The sequence below is a fragment of the Microbacterium sp. NPDC056234 genome (assembly GCF_042267585.1).
Lineage (GTDB): Bacteria > Actinomycetota > Actinomycetes > Actinomycetales > Microbacteriaceae > Microbacterium.
Genome location: NZ_JBHJTE010000002.1, coordinates 320598 through 339111 on the forward strand (window position 1 = coordinate 320598; position 18514 = coordinate 339111).

General features: G+C 64.3%; 19 protein-coding genes and 1 pseudogene. 15 read left to right on the plus strand and 5 right to left on the minus strand.

The genetic code is table 11. The features are described from left to right. The first annotated feature begins 4 nt into the window (after positions 1-4). Positions 5-694 (plus strand): tRNA (guanosine(37)-N1)-methyltransferase TrmD, encoded by a 690-nt coding sequence (gene trmD / locus ACFCYE_RS07385; RefSeq protein WP_376177615.1) that lies wholly within the window; start codon positions 5-7, stop codon positions 692-694. A gap of 3 nt (positions 695-697) precedes the next feature. Here trmD and ACFCYE_RS07390 read toward each other — a convergent pair whose 3' ends face one another. Both ACFCYE_RS07390 and map read right to left on the minus strand, forming a co-directional pair. Beyond that, positions 698-1291 carry a histidine phosphatase family protein gene (locus ACFCYE_RS07390; protein ID WP_376177616.1) on the minus strand — a complete coding sequence of 198 codons (594 nt, stop codon included), beginning with the start codon at positions 1289-1291 and terminating at the stop codon, positions 698-700. A 155-nt stretch (positions 1292-1446) separates the two neighbouring features. Next, a complete protein-coding gene (gene map / locus ACFCYE_RS07395) occupies positions 1447-2229 on the minus strand; it encodes a type I methionyl aminopeptidase (protein ID WP_376177617.1) in 783 nt (260 codons plus the stop codon). Between the two features lie 108 nt (positions 2230-2337). On the opposite strand from map, the gene ACFCYE_RS07400 reads away from it, so the two are divergent. The 11 genes from ACFCYE_RS07400 to ACFCYE_RS07450 all read left to right on the plus strand — a co-directional run bounded on the left by ACFCYE_RS07400 (position 2338) and on the right by ACFCYE_RS07450 (position 12291). Next, on the plus strand, positions 2338-2826 hold the full coding sequence (locus ACFCYE_RS07400) for an MFS transporter permease (protein WP_376177618.1): 489 nt from the start codon (positions 2338-2340) through the stop codon (positions 2824-2826). A gap of 165 nt (positions 2827-2991) precedes the next feature. Next, positions 2992-3339: a 50S ribosomal protein L19 gene (rplS, locus tag ACFCYE_RS07405; RefSeq protein WP_376177620.1), complete on the plus strand. Its 348-nt coding sequence runs from the start codon at positions 2992-2994 to the stop codon at positions 3337-3339. A gap of 121 nt (positions 3340-3460) precedes the next feature. After that, complete coding sequence (gene lepB / locus ACFCYE_RS07410; RefSeq protein WP_376177622.1) at positions 3461-4189, plus strand: signal peptidase I; 729 nt, start codon at positions 3461-3463, stop codon at positions 4187-4189. Then, positions 4189-4848, plus strand: coding sequence for a ribonuclease HII (locus ACFCYE_RS07415; protein ID WP_376178146.1), 660 nt, complete (start codon positions 4189-4191; stop codon positions 4846-4848). The genes lepB and ACFCYE_RS07415 overlap by 1 nt, the downstream gene beginning before the upstream one ends. A gap of 68 nt (positions 4849-4916) precedes the next feature. Further along, positions 4917-5243 carry a DUF2469 domain-containing protein gene (locus ACFCYE_RS07420; RefSeq protein WP_264157670.1) on the plus strand — a complete coding sequence of 109 codons (327 nt, stop codon included), beginning with the start codon at positions 4917-4919 and terminating at the stop codon, positions 5241-5243. 105 nt (positions 5244-5348) lie between these two features. After that, complete coding sequence (locus ACFCYE_RS07425) at positions 5349-5711, plus strand: YraN family protein (protein ID WP_376177624.1); 363 nt, start codon at positions 5349-5351, stop codon at positions 5709-5711. Beyond that, entirely contained in the window at positions 5708-7237 is a 1530-nt protein-coding gene (locus ACFCYE_RS07430; RefSeq protein WP_376177626.1) for a YifB family Mg chelatase-like AAA ATPase, read from the plus strand. Before ACFCYE_RS07425 ends, ACFCYE_RS07430 begins: the two co-directional genes overlap by 4 nt. Further along, entirely contained in the window at positions 7234-8010 is a 777-nt protein-coding gene (locus ACFCYE_RS07435) for a DNA-processing protein DprA (RefSeq protein WP_376177628.1), read from the plus strand. The genes ACFCYE_RS07430 and ACFCYE_RS07435 overlap by 4 nt, the downstream gene beginning before the upstream one ends. A gap of 8 nt (positions 8011-8018) precedes the next feature. Then, positions 8019-9428: a recombinase family protein gene (locus tag ACFCYE_RS07440; RefSeq protein WP_376177629.1), complete on the plus strand. Its 1410-nt coding sequence runs from the start codon at positions 8019-8021 to the stop codon at positions 9426-9428. Positions 9429-10598: 1170 nt separating this feature from the next. After that, a complete protein-coding gene (locus ACFCYE_RS07445; protein WP_376177631.1) occupies positions 10599-11480 on the plus strand; it encodes a hypothetical protein in 882 nt (293 codons plus the stop codon). A gap of 82 nt (positions 11481-11562) precedes the next feature. Next, the gene (locus ACFCYE_RS07450) at positions 11563-12291 is read left to right on the plus strand and encodes a hypothetical protein (protein WP_376177633.1); all 729 of its coding nucleotides are present in this window, start codon (positions 11563-11565) and stop codon (positions 12289-12291) included. A gap of 204 nt (positions 12292-12495) precedes the next feature. Here the strand turns inward: ACFCYE_RS07450 and ACFCYE_RS07455 are convergent, their stop codons facing one another. Continuing rightward, positions 12496-13239 carry a hypothetical protein gene (locus ACFCYE_RS07455; protein WP_376177635.1) on the minus strand — a complete coding sequence of 248 codons (744 nt, stop codon included), beginning with the start codon at positions 13237-13239 and terminating at the stop codon, positions 12496-12498. A gap of 237 nt (positions 13240-13476) precedes the next feature. Continuing rightward, positions 13477-14226 carry a hypothetical protein gene (locus ACFCYE_RS07460; protein WP_376177636.1) on the minus strand — a complete coding sequence of 250 codons (750 nt, stop codon included), beginning with the start codon at positions 14224-14226 and terminating at the stop codon, positions 13477-13479. A gap of 1083 nt (positions 14227-15309) precedes the next feature. Between ACFCYE_RS07460 and ACFCYE_RS07465 the strand changes: the two are divergent. Together ACFCYE_RS07465 and ACFCYE_RS07470 are read left to right on the plus strand one after the other, a co-directional pair. Continuing rightward, positions 15310-15759, plus strand: a pseudogene (locus tag ACFCYE_RS07465) (DNA-processing protein DprA); the annotation flags it as partial. 71 nt (positions 15760-15830) lie between these two features. Further along, complete coding sequence (locus ACFCYE_RS07470) at positions 15831-16733, plus strand: tyrosine-type recombinase/integrase (protein ID WP_376177638.1); 903 nt, start codon at positions 15831-15833, stop codon at positions 16731-16733. A gap of 13 nt (positions 16734-16746) precedes the next feature. Here the strand turns inward: ACFCYE_RS07470 and ACFCYE_RS07475 are convergent, their stop codons facing one another. Continuing rightward, positions 16747-17259 (minus strand): murein hydrolase activator EnvC family protein, encoded by a 513-nt coding sequence (locus tag ACFCYE_RS07475; protein ID WP_376177640.1) that lies wholly within the window; start codon positions 17257-17259, stop codon positions 16747-16749. A 297-nt stretch (positions 17260-17556) separates the two neighbouring features. Here ACFCYE_RS07475 and rpsB point away from each other — a divergent pair, with 297 nt between their 5' ends. Beyond that, positions 17557-18462 carry a 30S ribosomal protein S2 gene (rpsB, locus tag ACFCYE_RS07480; RefSeq protein WP_376177641.1) on the plus strand — a complete coding sequence of 302 codons (906 nt, stop codon included), beginning with the start codon at positions 17557-17559 and terminating at the stop codon, positions 18460-18462. The last annotated feature ends 52 nt before the right edge of the window (positions 18463-18514 follow it).

Here is an 18514-nt window from a genome sequence, read left to right on the forward strand (position 1 = left end):
TCCCGTGCGCTTCGACGTCGTCTCGATCTTCCCGTCGTACTTCGACGGACTGACGCTCTCCCTGCTCGGCAAGGCGCAGGATGCCGGAATCATCGATCTGAACGTGCGCGATCTGCGCGATTGGACGAGCGATCGGCACCGCACGGTCGACGACACCCCGTACGGCGGCGGCGCGGGGATGGTCATGAAGCCGGAGCCGTGGGCGCTCGCGCTCGACGAACTCGCCGGCTCTCGACCGGACAGTCGACCCACGATCATCTTCCCGTCGCCGGCGGGAGAGGTGTTCACGCAGGCGACCGCGCGGGAACTGGCGACCCGCGATCACCTCATCTTCGGATGTGGGCGCTACGAGGGCATCGACGAGCGGGTGTTCGAGTATGCCGCGGACCTCGGCGAGGTGCGTCTGGTGAGCCTCGGCGACTATGTGCTCAACGGGGGAGAGGTCGCGGTCATGGCGATGATCGAGGCGATCGGGCGTCTCATCCCCGGCGTCGTCGGCAACCCGGAGAGTCTCGTGGAGGAATCGCACGAGGACGGTCTGCTCGAGTACCCGTCTTACACGAAGCCCGCCTCGTGGCGGGATCGTGAGGTTCCGCCTGTGCTGCTGAGCGGGAACCATGGCGCGATCGCGAGCTGGCGCCGCGATCAGCAGTTGGAGCGCACGCGGACCCGCCGCCCCGATCTGCTCGGCTGAGGCTCAGAGGACCCGCTCGACGCCATCCTCGATCTCGAACACCAGGCCGTGCGGATGCCGCAAGGACAGTGCCCTGGCCGCGTCGAGTCCCCGCAGCTCCGCGCGCAGCATGCGTCCGATCATCTCGTGCGAGACGAGCAGAGGCGCGCCGTCCGATCCCCAGCCGCATTCGCTCAACGCCCGTCGGGCGCGCAGCCGCGCCTGGGCATAACTCTCCCCGCCGGGAAAGGCCCAGCCATAGCGGTTCTCCGCACGCTCGGCGCGAGCACCGGGAAAGGCCGTCTCGATCTCTGCCCACGTCATCCCGGCCATCTCACCGTGATCGACCTCGGCGAGATCCGCCACCTCGATGACGTCGGCGCCGAGCTCCTCCGCGATGATCAGAGCCGTCGCCATGGCCCGGCCCAACGGGCTGGTGCAGACCGTGCGGATTCCGCAACCCGCCAGTCGTCGGGCGGCGGATGCCGCTTGGCGGATGCCGTCGGGGGTGAGCGGCGAGTCGCGTCGACCCTGCAGGCGTCCCTCGAGATTCCAGGCAGTCTGACCGCAGCGGGCGAGATATGCCCGCTGCGGCACATGACGATCACGCGGAATCATGCCCTCAGGATGGCACAGCACGTCCGACGAGGGGAGACCTGCGGACCGATGGAATCGCCGAGTGAGGATGTGGTCGCTGCACCTGCGTCATTGCGACCGGCGGGCCGAGCGGCGCAGGGGGAAGGCGCTCAGCCGGTGCGAGCGCGAATCGTCGGTCAGTCGACGCCGAGGAACGAACGGTCGGTGAGGATGATCGGTCCGTCCTCCGTGATGGCGATCGTGTGCTCGGAGTGCGCGCCGCGTGAGCCGTCGGCGCTGCGCAGCGTCCATCCGTCGGCATCCGTGACCAGTTCGTCCGTCGTGGCGAGGAACCACGGCTCGAGCGCGAGGACGAGACCCGCACGCAGCGGGAAGCCGCGACCGGCCCGGCCGTCGTTGGCCACGTGCGGGTCCCCGTGCATGGTGCGCCCGACGCCGTGGCCGCCGAAATCCGTGTTGATGCTGTAGCCCTCGCCGTATGCGATCTCGGCGATCGATGCCGAGATGTCGCCGATGCGGTTACCGACGGTCGCTGCGGCGATCGCGGCGTCCAGCGCACGCTCGGTCGTGTCGATCAGGCGGAGATCCTCATCCCGTGCGGTGCCGACCACGAAGGACACGGCGGAGTCCGCCACCCATCCGTCGACCGCGACGGCGAAGTCGAGCGTCACCAGATCGCCGTCACGGAGGACGTAGTCGTGGGGGAGTCCATGCAGGACGGCGTCGTTGACGGAGGCGCAGATGACCTTGCCGAACGGACCGCGGCCGAACGACGGCGCGTAGTCGATGTAGCAGGACTCTGCCCCCGACGTGCGGATCATGTCGTGCGCGCGGCGGTCGATATCCAGCAGATTGGTGCCGATCTTCGTGTCGGCGCGCAGGGTGGCGAGGGTCTCGGCGACGAATCGCCCTGCGGCTCGCATCTCGTCGATCTCGGCCGGAGTGCGCAATTCGATCATGGTGTTCCTCTCGTCCTGTCCATTCTCCCGGATCGATCGACCTCGCGGCTGCACCCGCTCTCAGCGAACACCACGCCGAGGTCCCTGCCCGCCACGTACCATCGCAGTATGTGGTTGCGAGAGGCGTTCTTCCGGTGGCTGATTCCGGCCGCTTTCGTGTTGCCGCTGTGGCTGCTGATCGGCTGGGGAGTGTTCTCCGGCGGAGGCTGGGCGTTCCTGTTCCTCTTCGTCGGCATCCCCTCGGTGTTCGTCGGTCAGCTGATCCTGACACTGCTCGTGCGGGCGCGACCGTCCGTGCGCATCAGCCGGGCGGTGTCGTGGTGGGACGTGGCGGGGTTCGGTCTCTGGCATGCTCTGACGATCGCCGTCGGGTTCTATCCGTCCTGGTTCGCGCCGGCGCTCACCGTCGCGATCATCGCGGGCATCGGCCTGATCTGGTCGTCGCTGTGGCAGCTGTGGAGAGAAGCCGGGACGGCCGGAGGCATCCGGGTCGTCACCACGTCGTGGCAGAAGCGCGGCGTCGACGAACCGACCGACCCGCAGACGGGGGACTCCGGGGTGTTCGTGATCCGCGAGAAGCCGGATTCCGAGCGCTGAGCGCGTTTTGGCAGTACCGGCCATTCATGGCAGAATAGGTCCTTGTGCCGTGATCGGCTCTGCCTCAGGGGAGCCCGCGGACGCTTAGCGTTCCGTTCTGCACACACTTTACGTATTCCTTCCAGCATGCACCCGACCTGTGGCGGTTGCAGAGAGTAGACGATCATGCAGATCCTCGACGCCGTCGATGCGGCTTCGCTCCGTTCGGACATTCCCGACTTCGGCCCCGGTGACACGGTCAACGTGCACGTGAACATCACCGAGGGCAACCGCTCGCGCGTCCAGATCTTCAAGGGCGTCGTCATCGGCCGCCAGGGCGATGGCGTGCGCGAGACCTTCACGGTCCGCAAGATCAGCTTCCAGGTGGGCGTCGAGCGCACCTTCCCCGTGCACTCCCCGGTGATCGACCACGTCGAGGTCGTCACCCGCGGTGACGTGCGACGCGCGAAGCTGTACTACCTGCGCAACCTGCGTGGCAAGAAGGCCAAGATCAAGGAGAAGCGCGACAACTGATCCGTCGCCTCTTCGAAAGCACCCCGGGACACTCGTGTCCCGGGGTGCTTTCTTTCGGTCAGGATATGCAACGCTTGTAAAGCCGTACCGACGTCCGGCGTGAAGCTCGTGAAGGAATGCGATGACGACTGAGTCCACCCCGGCACCGGAACCGAAGCGGCGGCGTGGCTTCCTGATCTTCCTCCGGGACGTGCTCATCATCGTCGTGATCGCGGCGCTGGTCTCGTTCCTGGTGAAGACGTTCGTCGTCCGATCGTTCTACATCCCGTCCGGATCGATGGAGCAGACGCTTCTCGTGAACGACCGCATCCTGGTCGACGAGCTCACTCCTCGCTGGACCGGTTATGAGCGCGGTGACGTCGTCGTCTTCAAGGATCCGGGCGGATGGCTTCCGCCGGCGATCCAGGAGCCGGCGCAGCCGCCCCTGGCCGGATTCGTCGACGGTGTGCTGACCTTCATCGGCATTTCGGCATCGGACTCGCAGGATCACCTGGTAAAGCGGCTCATCGGGCTGCCTGGCGACCACGTGGTGTGCTGCAATTCGCTCGGACAGGTGTCGGTGAACGATGCTCCGATCGATGAGCTCTCCTACCTGAACCTCCCGGAGGGAGACACCCTCGCGTCCGACGAGCCTTTCGACGTCACCGTGCCCGAGGGGCAGCTGTGGCTGCTCGGCGACAACCGAGACCGTTCTCAGGACGCCAGAGCGCATCAGGATCTGCCCAGCGGCGGTTTCGTCCCACTGGACAACGTCGTGGGCAAGGCGTTCCTGACCACCTGGCCGTTGGACCGGATCGGTGCCATCGACGGCCATCACGAGGTCTTCAACGGAGTGCCGGATCCGCAATGATGACGATCGTCGCCCCGACTCTTCGGCTCGAGCGCTCGCTTCTCAAGGAGCACGAGCTGATCATCGCGCTCGACGAGGTCGGTCGTGGTGCGCTGGCGGGCCCCGTCGCGGTCGGCGCGGCGGTGATGGATGCTGCGGGTGCACGTCGACGCGTCCCGGACGGACTGCGGGATTCGAAGCTGATCACGGAGCGGCGACGTCCTGAGGTCGCGTTGCGCGCCTCGTCATGGGTGCCGGCATCCGCCTTGGGGTGGGCGAGTGCGGCCGAGATCGACGAAGTCGGCATCATGCGTGCGCTGGGTCTTGCGGCCTCGCGTGCGCTGCTGGCAGTGGCCGAGCAGGGCGTCGACACCGAGAGCGCGCTGGTGATCCTGGACGGCAATCACGACTACGTGTCACGCGTGCACCCCTCGCGGGTTCAGGTGCGGCCGGTGATCAAGGCTGATCGGGACTGCGCGTCGGTCTCGGTGGCCTCGGTGATCGCCAAGGTCGCCCGCGATGCGCTGATGACAGAGCTGCACGACGAGCACCCGGCGTATCAGTGGGACCGTAACAAGGGGTACGCCAGCGCGGAGCATCGTGCCGCGATCCGGGACCGCGGGCTGTCGCCACTGCATCGGTCGTCCTGGGCCATCGCCGATGCCCCGACGCTGTTCTAACCTCCGACCGCGTTCCCCGCAGAGGGGCGGCGCCGCCGATGCGCGCGGCCTCGTAGGATGGACACATCATGGATGAGGAAGCCTTCGACGATTACGACCGCGAACTCGAGCTCGCGCTGTTCCGCGAGTATCGGGACGTCGTCTCCCAGTTCCAGTACGTCGTCGAGACCGAGCGCCGCTTCTACCTCGCGAACGAGGTCAATGTCGTGCGTCGCGACACCGAGCACGACTTCTACTTCGAGATCTCGATGACCGACGTCTGGGTCTGGGACATCTATCGTGCCGACCGCTTCGTGAAGGCTGTGCGAGTGCTGACGTTCAAGGACGTCAACGTCGAGGAGCTCCAGCGCCGCGAGTTCGAACTGCCGGAAGAGCTCTCGCTCGACGGCAAGTGACCCGCTCTGCACAGCACAGGTGCTGAGCTGGTCTGTCCACTGATTCCGTAGATCTCGCGGGCGGCAGCGGGGACGCAGGGCATCGCGAGCGGGCACGCTGTCGGCATGGCAGCGAAGGATGAGCTCGGCAGGGTCGGGGAGCAGCGGGCGGCCGCGTACCTGAGTGAGCGCGGCTACGAGGTGCTCGACCGCAATTGGCGGTGTCCCGACGGTGAAGTCGACATCGTCGCGGCGACGACCGGTCTGCTGTGCGTCGTCGAGGTCAAGACGCGCACGTCGTTGCGCTTCGGCCACCCGTTCGAAGCGCTCGATGATCGCAAGGTGCGCCGCCTCTGGCGCCTGGCGCACGCCTGGATCGAGGCGCACCCTGGTGCAGCCGTTCACTCGCGCGTTCGGCTCGAGGCGATCGGGATCGTGGGCCCCGACCCCCGCAGCGGGATGCTGGAGCACCTGGTGGACCTGCGATGAGCGCGGTGCGCACCTGGGCGGTCGCACTCACCGGCGTCGATGGTCACATGGTCGAGGTCGAGGCGGACCTGTCGAATCAGCGGCCGGACTTCCGCATCATCGGCCTCGCCGATCGATCACTGGGGGAGGCGACGCAGCGCGTGCACAACGCCTGCAAGAACGCCGGGCTCGAGCTCTCGTCGCGGCGACTGACCGTGAATCTTTCTCCGGCGAGCCTGCCGAAGCAGGGGTCGGCGTTCGATCTCGGCGTCGCGGTGTCGGCGCTGGCGACGAGCGGTTCGCTCGACGCGGCCTCGATCGCCCGCACCGTGCACATCGGGGAACTCGGCCTTGACGGCCGTCTGCGCCCCGTTCCCGGTGTCCTGCCATCCGTGTTCGCCGCCCAACGGGCGGGATTCGAGCACGTCGTCGTTCCGCATGCGAACGCCGAGGAGGCGCGTCTGGTGGCGGACATCGAGGTGCGCGCGGCGACCACGCTCGCCGAGGTCGCCGCGTGGCATGGCGCCGACGTCGAAGTGCCGGACGTCGAGCCGATCAGGGCGTCGGCCGTGGCGGAGGAAGAATCGGACGCGGTCGATCTCGCTGACGTGATCGGCCAGGAGGACGCTGTCGACGCGCTGCTGACCGCCGCCGCCGGAGGACATCACCTGCTGCTGAGCGGACCACCGGGTGCGGGAAAGACCATGCTGGCGCGTCGAATGCCGGGCATTCTGCCCGAGCTCAACGACGAAGAGGCTCTTGAGGTCGCATCGATCCGATCCTTGGCAGGACTGCCCGTTGCAGCGCTGAACCGGCTGCCACCGCTGGAGGCACCGCACCACAGCGCGTCTCCCACCGCGCTGGTGAGCGGTGGCTCCCGGGTCGCGCGTCCCGGCGCGATCGTGCGTGCGCACCGTGGTCTGCTCTTTCTCGACGAGGCGGCGGAATTCAGCAGGCAGGCGCTGGACTCGCTGCGACAGCCGCTCGAATCCGGGACGATCGACATCCAGCGCGCCGGGTTCACCGTCCGTTTTCCCGCCCGCTTCCAGCTCATCCTCGCGATGAACCCTTGTCCCTGTGGCAACTACGGCGTCCGCGGGGCGGAGTGCACGTGCCCTCCGATCGCGATCAGGCGCTACGCCGGTCGGCTCTCCGGCCCGCTCAGGGACCGGATCGACATCGACCTGCAGGTGGCCAGAGTCGCCGCGTCCCGAGCCACGGCCGGCGAGCGCGCCGCACTGACGTCGGACATCGCTCGCGCGCGCGTCGCCGAAGCTCGAGCCGGCGCAGCACATCGCTGGCAGGGCACCCCGTGGCGCGTGAACGCCGACATCTCCGGTGCCTGGCTGCGTCAGGGCAAGCATCGGCTGCCGTCCGAGGATCGCGCGTCGTTGGACCGTGCGCTCGAACGCGGTGTCCTCACCTTGCGCGGATACGACCGGGTGCTGCGTCTCGCCTGGACCATCGCCGACCTCGCCGGTCGGAATCGCCCCGGTCGCGAGGAGATCGGACGCGCCCTGTTCCTGAAGAGAGGACTGATCACATGATGGACAAGCTGTGCAGAGAGACCGAACTGCGGGAACGCGTCGGTCGCCTGCGGCCGGACACCGACGCGGACGAGGTGCTCGCGCGCGCGACCTGGTCGGTGATCGCCGAGCCGGGAGACGGCACGGCCGGCGCACTCATCGCGGCGCTCGGCGCGCCTGATGCGCTCGCAGCGGCACTGGATGAGGTGCGGCGACCTCGTGCGGAGGCTGCAGCGATCGATGCGCTCGGCGGCGCAGGGGGCTCGAAGCTGCTCCGCCAGGCCAGGGCACGCTGGCGTCCCCGCGCGCGGATCGACGACATCCGAGATGCATTGGGTGCTGCCTCCGAAATCGGTGCTCGTCTGATGCTGCCGGGCGCGCCGGGCTGGCCGACGGCTCTCGACGATCTCGGCGCGCACGCGCCTGTGCTGCTGTGGCTTCGCGGCGACCCCGACTGCCTGGCCACTCGGCCGAGTGTCGCCCTCGTCGGAGCCCGCGCAGCCAGCTCGTACGGCGAATCGGTCACTGCCGATCTGGCCGGCGATCTCGCGACCGGCGGCGCGCTCATCGTCTCCGGTGGGGCGTACGGGATCGACGGAGCCGCGCATCGCGCTGCGCTGGGCGTCGGCGGCAAGACCGTCGCCTTCCTCGCCGGCGGGATCGACCGCGCGTATCCGATGGGGCACCATCAGCTCTTCGAGCACATCGTGCGCTCCGGCGCGGTCGTGGCCGAGGTGCCATGCGGAACATCGCCGACCAAGTGGCGCTTTCTCGCGCGTAATCTTCTGCCATGATGGCGGGCATGGAAACCGTGGACCTGTACACGCGCCTGAGCATCTTTGACCACACTACGGACGGCATGGAGCGGCAGGAGAAGGACTTGCGCGCGTGGGCTGAGTCCGAGGGCATGACGGTCCGGAAGGTCTGGCGCGATCCTGGCGTATCCGCCTACAAGAACAAGGCCAGGAAAGACTTCGAGCAGGCTCTAGTTGCCCTCAAGGCCAAGGAAGTAGCTACTCTCTTGGTCTGGAAGCTGGACCGCCTCTCGCGCCGGGGAGCGGGTCACATCGGGACGATCCTTGACGACCTTGAGAAGGTCGGCGGTCGCATCCGGTTCCTGAAGGACGGACTGGACACGGCACAAGAGAATCACCGGCTGAGCCTCATCCTGTTTTCCGAGCAAGCTCGCGGGGAATCCAAGAACACGGCTCTGCGGATCAACAGCAAGAATCAGGCTCTCCGTGAGGCCGGTCTTCCGATCCTGGGGAAGCGCCGGTTCGGCTATCTCGATGCCGACAAGTCTGTAGGCCGCGTAGTCAACACTGTGGAGCATCCAGAAGAGGCAGAAGTCGTCCGGATGCTCTTTGCCCGCTACATCGGCGGGGAGTCGGTCAACGCACTAGCGAACGAGCTTGGATGGCGTAACGCTCGGGTCCGCGAGACTCTTGCCAACCCGGCCTACATGGGCATCCTCAAGAGCGGTGACACTACTTACCCTGCGGCCGAGCACGTTGCACGACTAGTGGATGAGGACACCTTTACGACCGTCCAAGCTCGCCTGACATCACAGAGCGCCATCTACCGTGGCTTCAATCATCAGGGCGGACAGGTCAAGCATGTTGCCTCAGGCATCGCCCTCTGCGGTGTCTGCGGTGCCAAAGTGATGTTCCGCAACACATACGTCTGTCAGAAGGTGCCTACGCGGCACATCAGCATCAAGGAAGCGACATTTGACAAGCTGATCATGACTCAGGCCGTCGAGACACTGTTGGACCCGGACTTCAGCGTTGACATTGAGCCGGGAAGCCGTAGCGCGACACCGATTAATGCTGATCTTGTCCAGACAGAGGCCGACATTCAAGATGTTCTCAGCGGCCTTTCTAACGGCCTGAAGATGGCTCAGCTGCTCCCGCACCTGAAGCCGCTACAAGAGCGTCAGACGGCTCTACAGGCCGAACTAGAGGCCTATTCCGCCGGTAGCGTGCAAGCTCGGGTACTCAACGACATCGCCTCATCGATGAGGAGCGCCGCTGAGGTCTGGTCGGCCAAGCCACCGGGGGCTCGCACTCAGAGGATGCTCGCGAGTCTCGCGTACGCCGACCTGCCCTTGAGCGCGAAGAGAGAACTGATTGAGGGTCTGTTCTCTATCGTGATCCACCCCGGACGTGGAACCGACCGCGTGAAGATTACTCTCAAGCGACAGATAGCCTGAGGTGAGCCAAGAGGAAGAGGACGGCGTGTGTCAGTACAGCGATAGGTGCCCGACAACCAAGCATCGCCCTGGTACGCGGTGCCCGGTGATCGTGCGGCGGGATAACCAGATGCGCGGCCTGTTGGGCAGTCTCGCTTTCCTTGCTTTCGCGGCTGTGGCTTTCGCGGTCGTCTACTTCCTATTTCTCAGCTGAGCCTGACCGCGCCACACTCCGGACAGGTCCAGCGCGCGCCGCGAGCCGTCTGTCGAGGTTCCATCGTCGCGAGACAGTCAGGGCACCTTGGCCTCATGCCGTCGATGTCGTCACCTTCGGAGAAGGGTAGATCATCGGGCAGAGGCGGAAGGATCATGACGACATGCTAGGCACTGGTCCGCCCTGCACCCAGTTATCCACAGTTCGACGCGGATCAAACGCTGAGAGTTCACTGTGAAGCGGATGCCCGGAATCCCGGCCAAAACGACAGGCTTCCTATCCAAATCGACCAATAAAGACGACTGTGCCCATTCAGCAACGGTGCTTGAACCCGTTAGCCACGCGCACAACCCGAATTGAGGTCCGGCGGCGCAAGTAGACTGTGAATTGCACAGAAAAGGCCCCCGAGGCTAACAACTCGTAACAAGGGGCCTGAACTGTTCGCATGATGAAGTGCGATGGCTCTCCGAGCGGGGGTCGCCTAGAGCTGTAACTCTGGGCGGCTCCTGGGGAACCTTTACAGCAGTTTACGGCATGCCGTATGCCTATGGTGTCAAATCTGGGCACTGAGCAACCAAATCTGGGCACTCAGGCGTCAAATCTGAGCGCTAGGACGGCTAAGGCTTGCGTGTTGGTACGACCTTTCCGCAGTCGGGGCAGTGTGTCAGGGACGTTGACTCCCCGAAACTCAAGCGAGCACGGAAGACGTGACCGGCGGGGACGCACTTAAGGATGACGGCCATTGTTGATGCCTTTCGATAAATGGGTGCTTATACATCAATTTTAGCATGGCGTCAAGTGGGCAATTCTGTGGGCGCGTCGTAGCGTAGGGCGTCCGTCACAGGCCTTCGCTTGACTACTGCGAGGCGGCCGCTCTCGCGCCGCGCAGGTCGTTCGCCGCGTTGGCTTGTCACGCGCACCCATCCCGCACCTCAACCTCGCGTGGACCGAGACTTCCAAAATAGAACGTGCGTTGGATGCCTGGAGTGGTGCACAGCCGCCAAGATGTAGAAGTGACTGAAGATCGGAATCTTCGGGCCGGACGCGATTACTCGCTGTGGCCAGTGTTGAAGTGGGGCCACGCGACACGTCTCGCGAGCGGTTTCGTCCAGGACTACCAACTGTGGCGAATCGGCTTGGGGATGGAGACCCGCGCGGAATATTCGAACAACCGGCGAGTGGTGACGTTCTATGCCTCGCTGGCGACGTCACCCCCGGTTCATGAATGGTCGCTGCGGTTCGGTGACATTCTCCACAACTATCGGTCTGCCCTCGACGCACTCGCATGGGCCATGGTGAACCTCGACGATAACTCGCCGCAGCCGCAGTATGAGAAGCAGATCTACTTCCCGATGAAACGGACGCTCGAAGCGTTCGACAAGGAAGCTCGAACCAAGCTGTCGAGTGCGCCAAGGTTCATCCTCGAACGAATGGCGATGGTCCAGCCCTTTCACGTAAAGCCTGGCGAGGCTGTCGAAGACGGTATCGCTCTGATACTTCACGACCTCGACATCGAAGATAAGCACAAGGCCGCGCTAGAAGCTCAGGCTGTTGCCGCTGACATGACGAGTTACAGCATCAGGTATCGTCCGGCAGATCAGGAGGGATGGGATGACGCCGGTGTTATGGAACCCGAGTGGCTCGCGCCAGATCGCCCAGTCGAGAATGGGGACCCCATCGTGAGGTGGACGTTTCCTGCGCCGGTCGAAGAGGCAGAGGTCACGGAGCTGCCCCTCAGACTGCTTGTCCGCCACCGCGGGAAAGCACTCGACGTGTTCGAACTGCTCCAGTTGATCGACTGGCAGGTCGGCCAAACCTTCGCCGTTATCGAAACCGGACGATTCCGATCTGAGGAGTAATGACGATCCGGAGGGACGGGTGCGATGTTGATTGCCAACCCGAGCCGAGATGCCGTTCCCGACGCGCCAGTAGGCTACGCGCATGTCGCCTTCACCGACCCCAAGCATTGTTCCCGCGTCCGGTCTCACGATCATCTGGGACACGTTCATACCGGACCTCATCGTCGGTTTGTTTACTGGCCTTGTGGTTGGCGTGATCCTCGCGTACTTGCAATCCCGCACCGCGCGACGGCGCGAACGGCGCGAGATCGAATTGCGTTGGGAAGCGCTGCGCCCGCGGGTAGGTGCTCAACTTCTCGACCCCTGGGACCGTCGAGTCATGGGGCCGACCCTCGTAGAGTTCGCGAGCCGAACGGATGCATTGCGGGAGTTGGTCCAAGACGTACCACTCGGTAGCTGGGCCGAGATCTTGGACAGCGACGAGTTACGGAACTTGCACGAGCTTGTGAAGGCGGCGACCGAATTGCATGGCGCTGCGCCGAAATTCGACGGATTTCTGCTGGGCGCCATTTCTGACCACCTCGTGGAAGATCAGATCACAGCCAGCGTGACGGACTGGAGAAGGGCTGATCAGGATGCTGCGCTGATTCAGCCCTTTGCCATCGGGGCCCTCTTCGCCGATCCTTCGTTTCCATGGGCAAGCGGTCAGTTCAGGGACATTCAGTACGACAGCCCCATCGTACAGAAAGTGATCGATAATCCACCCTTCACTTATAAGGAGGTCTTAGCCATGGTCGAACGAGCGGAGCAGTACTACGCCGCCTGCACTGAGATCGTTGACGCCGAGATGACGCGCTTCTGGTACCACTGACTCACACGAGAGAGCGGCGCTCGCTCGGGGCGGCCGACCCTGTCAACTTCACGATCACGGCCACGGTCCGAACTCTCACCTTGTGTGGCCGAATCCTCTTGATGTTCTCGGCGGTCCGGTGGTGATCGGTCGGCCTACGATGCTCGCCGTCATTAGCGGCAGTTGCATTAGCACCGGCCTGAAACCGGGATGCCTGCTGCCGCTTTACGCGGCGCAAGGACAGCTGAACGTCAATCGAGAATTGCGGCGCCCCCACTCATCGAGATCCTGATACCAGTCGGTCACTCCGAGATGAGCGCATAGTAGCCCCGCGATAAACGACGCGGACATCGTCTCCGCACCGGCTGTCACCCCATAATCACGGAGCACCCGCGACAGAGCACCGAACAAATCATGATCGCCGATCAGCAGCCCCGGGCCCACCTCAAGCCGCGCAGCTTCTTCCTTGATATCTTCGGCCAAAGCTTCCGCTGTTAGCGGCGTCCCAGAACGCTGAATAGCCAGGTTGGCTAGCATCTCTTCGGTCGCCGGAAGGCTCGGTATCCTCCCGAAGGGGAACCCGCGAAGGTTGAGTCCGTAGTCATGGTTCTCGTTCGCGATACGCAGGGGAGCCACTGACGCCGCGAGGTCGAAGGCACGTTCACGAACGTGCGAAGTATCGAAAACGGCGCCGTTTCGCCGTCCGGCTCGGCTGTGACTATCAATGACTCGATCAAGTAAGGCAGTCCCTTGGACCGCCATGTCCGCGAACGCATCGTGGCCCGTACTCGTGACTACAGTCGACGGATACTCGCGCGTGGGGGATAGAACGTCCGTCATGCCGGGTTCATCGTCTACGATCTTCGCCGCTTCCGATTTCCGTGAAATGGCGTATCTTCCCACACTCGCCAAACTCGTGTTACCCACCGTGCGAGCAATGACAGCGTATGGAACGCCATCGTCGAGCATTGTGTCGATACGCGCACGCTGTGGATGCGTTGCACATGTGCTGTGTCTACCCATGTTGTTCCCCAGTAAATTCAAGGGAGTAGGAGGTCAGGGACTTAGATGAAACTGACCTCCTACCCGGAGGTAGAAAACGCGACCTAGATGAGTTTGCGTCCACGTTCTCTATAACAATAGTGACACATTCATTCTCACTATGGCCCCTAAAGTGAATCTTTTTGAGATGAATTCAACCATGCGCTATTTCAAGAAACTCAGGTCATGGAAAACTTCTCCCGTATTCATGTCGAAGACGTCGCGGAAGTACTTCCTCATGTTGAAGACAGTACGCACGGACACGTTCAGAGCCGCTGCGGCTTGCTTAGCTGTCATCTCGTAGGTGTCCAAGTACTCCGCCAAATCCCACTTCCTGAATGCCATGCCGCCCTTCCTGCCCTGCTCCCGCTTCCTAGGCAGGTAGCTCTCATCCCAGACATCCAGGACAAAATCTGTAGCCGCGAGCACAGACCGATCGATTTTAGAAAATGACAAGGTGCCCCTGCCATCGACGTTGCCGGTAGCTATCTCGTAGTCACACGAGATTCCGATTTCATCGGTCCACTCGTTGAATCCTCCCGAGGCAGTCCACTCATCCAAATGCTCATAGAGTTCATCCCAGGTTGGTCGTGGCAGATGACGGCGGTGAACTTGACTGTTCATGAAATCCAATCCTTCCTTGCAGAGGAGTTGATACAACAGTCTTGACTGATATTCCTTCGTCTTCTCTCGCCTGGTTCTGTCCCTCCCAGACTTATCCGGACTCAGCTTCGAATCCTTGCCCGTCCTTCCACCTGACACGAGAGGTGTTCGCACCTTCAGCTTGTACGTCTTACTCTTCTTGTATTCATACGGGGTATGAATAGGTTGTTGCATAGTGGATTGGTCAATAGGTTCTTGCATAGCAAGGTTATCCAGTGAACCTACAAGTTCTACTCTCATCGCAAACACCATCTTCTCTGCTCTCCCTTGTTGGAGGGAGTGTGAGCCTGCCGCGCGGAAGAAGATGGAAAACGCAACCGGCAGGCTCACTCTCGTGAACGGTTTCCGACATCCGCTATGGACTTATACGTCCAAGATCTACAGTCGTACAAAGTTCGGCCAAAGTATTTCTACTTCTCGGGTTCCATGCCGCGATACCGGCGCACTCGTACAGTGTTGCCCGCGCGACAGGTGTCGCACCTGCACGCGTGCTTTATGTAACACGTGCTGTTGTGCGCGTGGTTCGTGGGGCATAGGTTCGGGGTGCTTTGTTTCGAATCCGTACGCTTGCGTTGCCTGGCGCTGTTCCATGCGCGGCACTTCTCACATCGGCACTTGTGGCTCACATAACAGGCCGCTCGGTGCGCGTGATCGTCTGGGCATACCTTTGGCGCGACTTTTCCAATGTCAGCGCGTGATTTTGGGGCTACCGTCTCAAGGTCGGGAACTTGTTGCTGTAGTCGGCGTTCGCGCGCTCGGATACGCTTCCGGCGACTGGATTCCAGGTAATCGGAGTGGCATAGCTCGCACCTGCATTGTTTTTTGTTCCATCGCGCCACGTTATGCGTATCCTTCGGCTGTCCGCCTCTTGGCTTCATGGTGGATTCGAGCAATTCAGGGCGACTAGGAGCGCGAACTATCTCCGGCTTCCGTGGCGTCGTCCAGGAGACTGTTACCGGCCTTGCCGGTGGTAGCGACTGAGTGCGCTCAACAGCGGCTCTACGGGCTTCCTGTCGCTCCCTAGAGGCATCCTGTGCTTCTCGGCGTCGAGCTTCCAGCCATCGTGCCTGGTACTCAGCTTCGGCACGTTCTTCCGTTGTGGTTCGCACTAGCTCGGCTTCGGCCTGTGCGGCCTCTGCGATCCGCTTCCACTGTCCGGTACTCGGCGCGTGCTGAAGTTCCTTGACCATCTGGACCCGGCGCGGCTCCGGGAGGGAGGAGAGGGAACGGACCACGGCGACGGCTTCTCTAAGATTCATGCCTCTTAATATCGAGCGGAGCCGACCGCGCTGTATCTCCGCAGGATTTGACTGTCATGACTTAGGTTTACGCGCCCGGAATCGGATGATCGCGGCCCTCGGCGACGCGACCGTCGTGGTCGAGGCGGGGTGGCGCAGCGGTTCGCTGAACACCGCAGGGCACGCAGCCTCCCTCGGACGCCCACTCGGAGCCGTGCCTGGACCGGTCACATCCGCGGCGTCGGCCGGGTGTCATCGCCTTCTGCGCGAGTACGACGCACGCTGCGTCACGACGGCGGCCGAGGTACGAGAACTGTGGGGTGAGGAACTGCCCGATGACAGGGCAGCGCACGACCGGATAGATCCCGACACCACCCGTCTGTTGGACGCCTTGAGCACCCGCACAGCGCTGCCTCCGCACGAGGTCGCCCGACGGGCCGGGCTGGCCGTCGACCGCGTCAGGGGACTTCTCGGGATGCTCGAGCTCGACGGCGTCGCCGCGCGGCGCGACGACGGGTGGCTGAGGCAGGTGCAGGTGACGCGGTGATCGACGCGGCCGGTCGCGGAGGATCGGCGAGGCGAGCGGCCGCCGTGCTCGGGCGGGGTCATCCTTGAGGCATGGACCTGTCCGCCGCCACCGAGGCGTTCACGACGCACATCGCGACGGTTCGCCGACTGTCGCCGGCCACGGCGCGCGCGTATCGGTCTGACCTGCGCGACCTCGCGGCGTCGGTCGGGGACGTCTCGATCGCGGACGTGGACCTCGAGTCGTTGCGGGACTGGCTCTGGAGCGCGACCCAGCGCGGCGACGCGCGCAGCACCCTCGCCAGACGGGCGGCCGCCGCGCGATCGTTCTTCGCCTGGGCGAAGGATGAGGAGTTCATCTCTGTGGATCCGAGTCAGCGGCTGGTCACGCCGAAGCGCGGACGCACCCTGCCCACGGTCGCCTCGCGAGAAGGCATACGGGTGCTTCTCGACGCGCAGCGCGCCATCGCCGCGAGCGGCGACCCGGTGGATCTTCGTGACCACGCCATCCTCGAACTGCTCTACGCATCCGGAATGCGCGTGTCGGAACTCTGCGGCCTCGACATCGACGATCTCGACCAGGATCGCGCCACAGCCCGCGTGCTCGGCAAGGGCTCGAAGGAGCGGGTCGTCCCCTACGGGCGGCCGGCGCGTGATGCGATCGCCGCCTGGACGACGCGTGGTCGGCCGTCCCTCGCGGCCCGCGCGGCAGCCGCCGGTCCCGCAGCCTTCCTCGGCGCACGCGGCGGGCGGATCGCGCCGCGGCTGGTGTATGCGCTCGTCGCGCGCACGCTCGGACCCGTCGTGGGTGCGGAGAACGTCGGACCACACGCCCTGCGCCACTCCGCCGCGACGCATCTTCTCGATGGCGGTGCAGACCTCCGCGCAGTGCAGGAGATCCTCGGCCATGCGAGTCTGGGGACCACGCAGATCTACACCCACGTCTCGGCCGAGCGGCTGACGGCGACCTACCGCTTGGCGCACCCCCGCGCGTGAGGCCCTCGCCGATTCACAGCGGCGCGCAGCACGGCAGCAGCACCGCTCTTTCCACCGGGCCGAACATCATCATCGGATCCACGTAGACGCCGTGCACCCGCAACCCGACATGCAGAGTGCCGCCCGCTGCATGCCCTCCTGATGAAAGCGTGCCGATCGTGTCACCGGCGGAGACGTCCTCGCCCGAGCGCAACGTCGACATCACCGGCTCGAACGTCGTGACGAGCCCGCCGCCGTGATCGATCGTCAGGAGCGGACGATCGACCACCGTGCCGACGAACGCGACCACCCCGGCAGCCGGCGCCCGAACTTCTCCACCGGTATCGACGGCGATGTCGATGCCGCGGTGCCCGGAGGCGTACGCGTGCGCAGGGGCGATGAACGGCTCCACCACGTGCCGACGGCCGGAGACCGGCCACTGCCAATCGCCCTCCGCGGATTCTGCCTGGGGCGGACCAGCCCAGAATCCGCCGAGGACCAGAGCAGCGACCAGGGAGCGAACGAGGCGTGTGAAGCGAGCGGACATGTCTCCATCGTGCTCGGGGCCGCCGGATACGGCGGCGTCTCTTCCCGGCATCGGCGGAGAGTTCGTGAAACAGGCCCTTCGGTGCAGGGCGAGTGGCCGGACGGATCGGGTACACTGACTCTTGCACCTCGATTCCGGGGTGACTACGCGTGCCCAAAGCGACCTCGGTCGCGGCATCCACTCCCACAGGTCCTGTTCGACGAACGGGCGGGTGTGCGCCGGGCACCAGGCTCGACGATCGGTCGATCGTCGAAAACAACCTCAACGGCGCGTGAGCGCCAGAACAAGGAGACGACCATGGCTGTGGTCACCATCCGCCAGCTGCTCGACAGCGGCGTGCACTTCGGACACCAGACCCGTCGGTGGAACCCGAAGGTGAAGCGCTTCATCCTCACCGAGCGCAGCGGCATCCACATCATCGATCTGCAGCAGTCGCTGGGCTACATCGACAAGGCATACGACTTCGTCAAGGAGACGGTCGCCCACGGCGGCACCATCCTCTTCGTCGGTACGAAGAAGCAGGCTCAGGAAGTCCTCGCCGAGCAGGCGACCCGCGTCGGCCAGCCCTTCGTGAACCAGCGCTGGCTCGGTGGCCTCCTCACCAACTTCCAGACCATCGCGAAGCGCCTCGCCCGCATGAAGGAGCTCGAGGAGCTGGACTACGAGAACCCGGCCGCTTCCGGCTTCACCAAGAAGGAGCTGCTGCTCAAGAAGCGCGAGCTCGACAAGCTGCACAAGTCGCTCGGCGGTATCCGCAACCTCGCCAAGACGCCGTCCGCTCTCTGGGTCGTCGACGCCAAGCGCGAGCACCTCGCCATCGACGAGGCGAAGAAGCTGGGCATCCCGGTGATCGGCATCCTCGACACCAACGCGGACCCGGACGACTTCCAGTACCCGATCCCCGGCAACGACGACGCGATCCGTTCCGTCTCGCTGCTCACGCGAATCATCGCGGATGCCGCGGCTGAGGGCCTGCAGCAGAAGCACAACCCCGAGAAGGGCGACGCCGAGCCGCTGGCCGAGTGGGAGCGCGAACTTCTCGAGACGCCGGCTGAGACGACCGAGGCTCCTGCCGAGTCGACCGAGGCCGCCGCTGAGTCCACCGAGGCTCCTGCCGAAGCCGCTGAGGCTCCGGTCGAGACCCCCGCTGCCGACGCGACCGAGGCTCCGGCCGAGGACGCTGCGGCCGCCGACGCCAAGTAATTCCATCGGGCTGAACGGCCCGCGAAACATACATCACGAAGCAAGGAGCCGC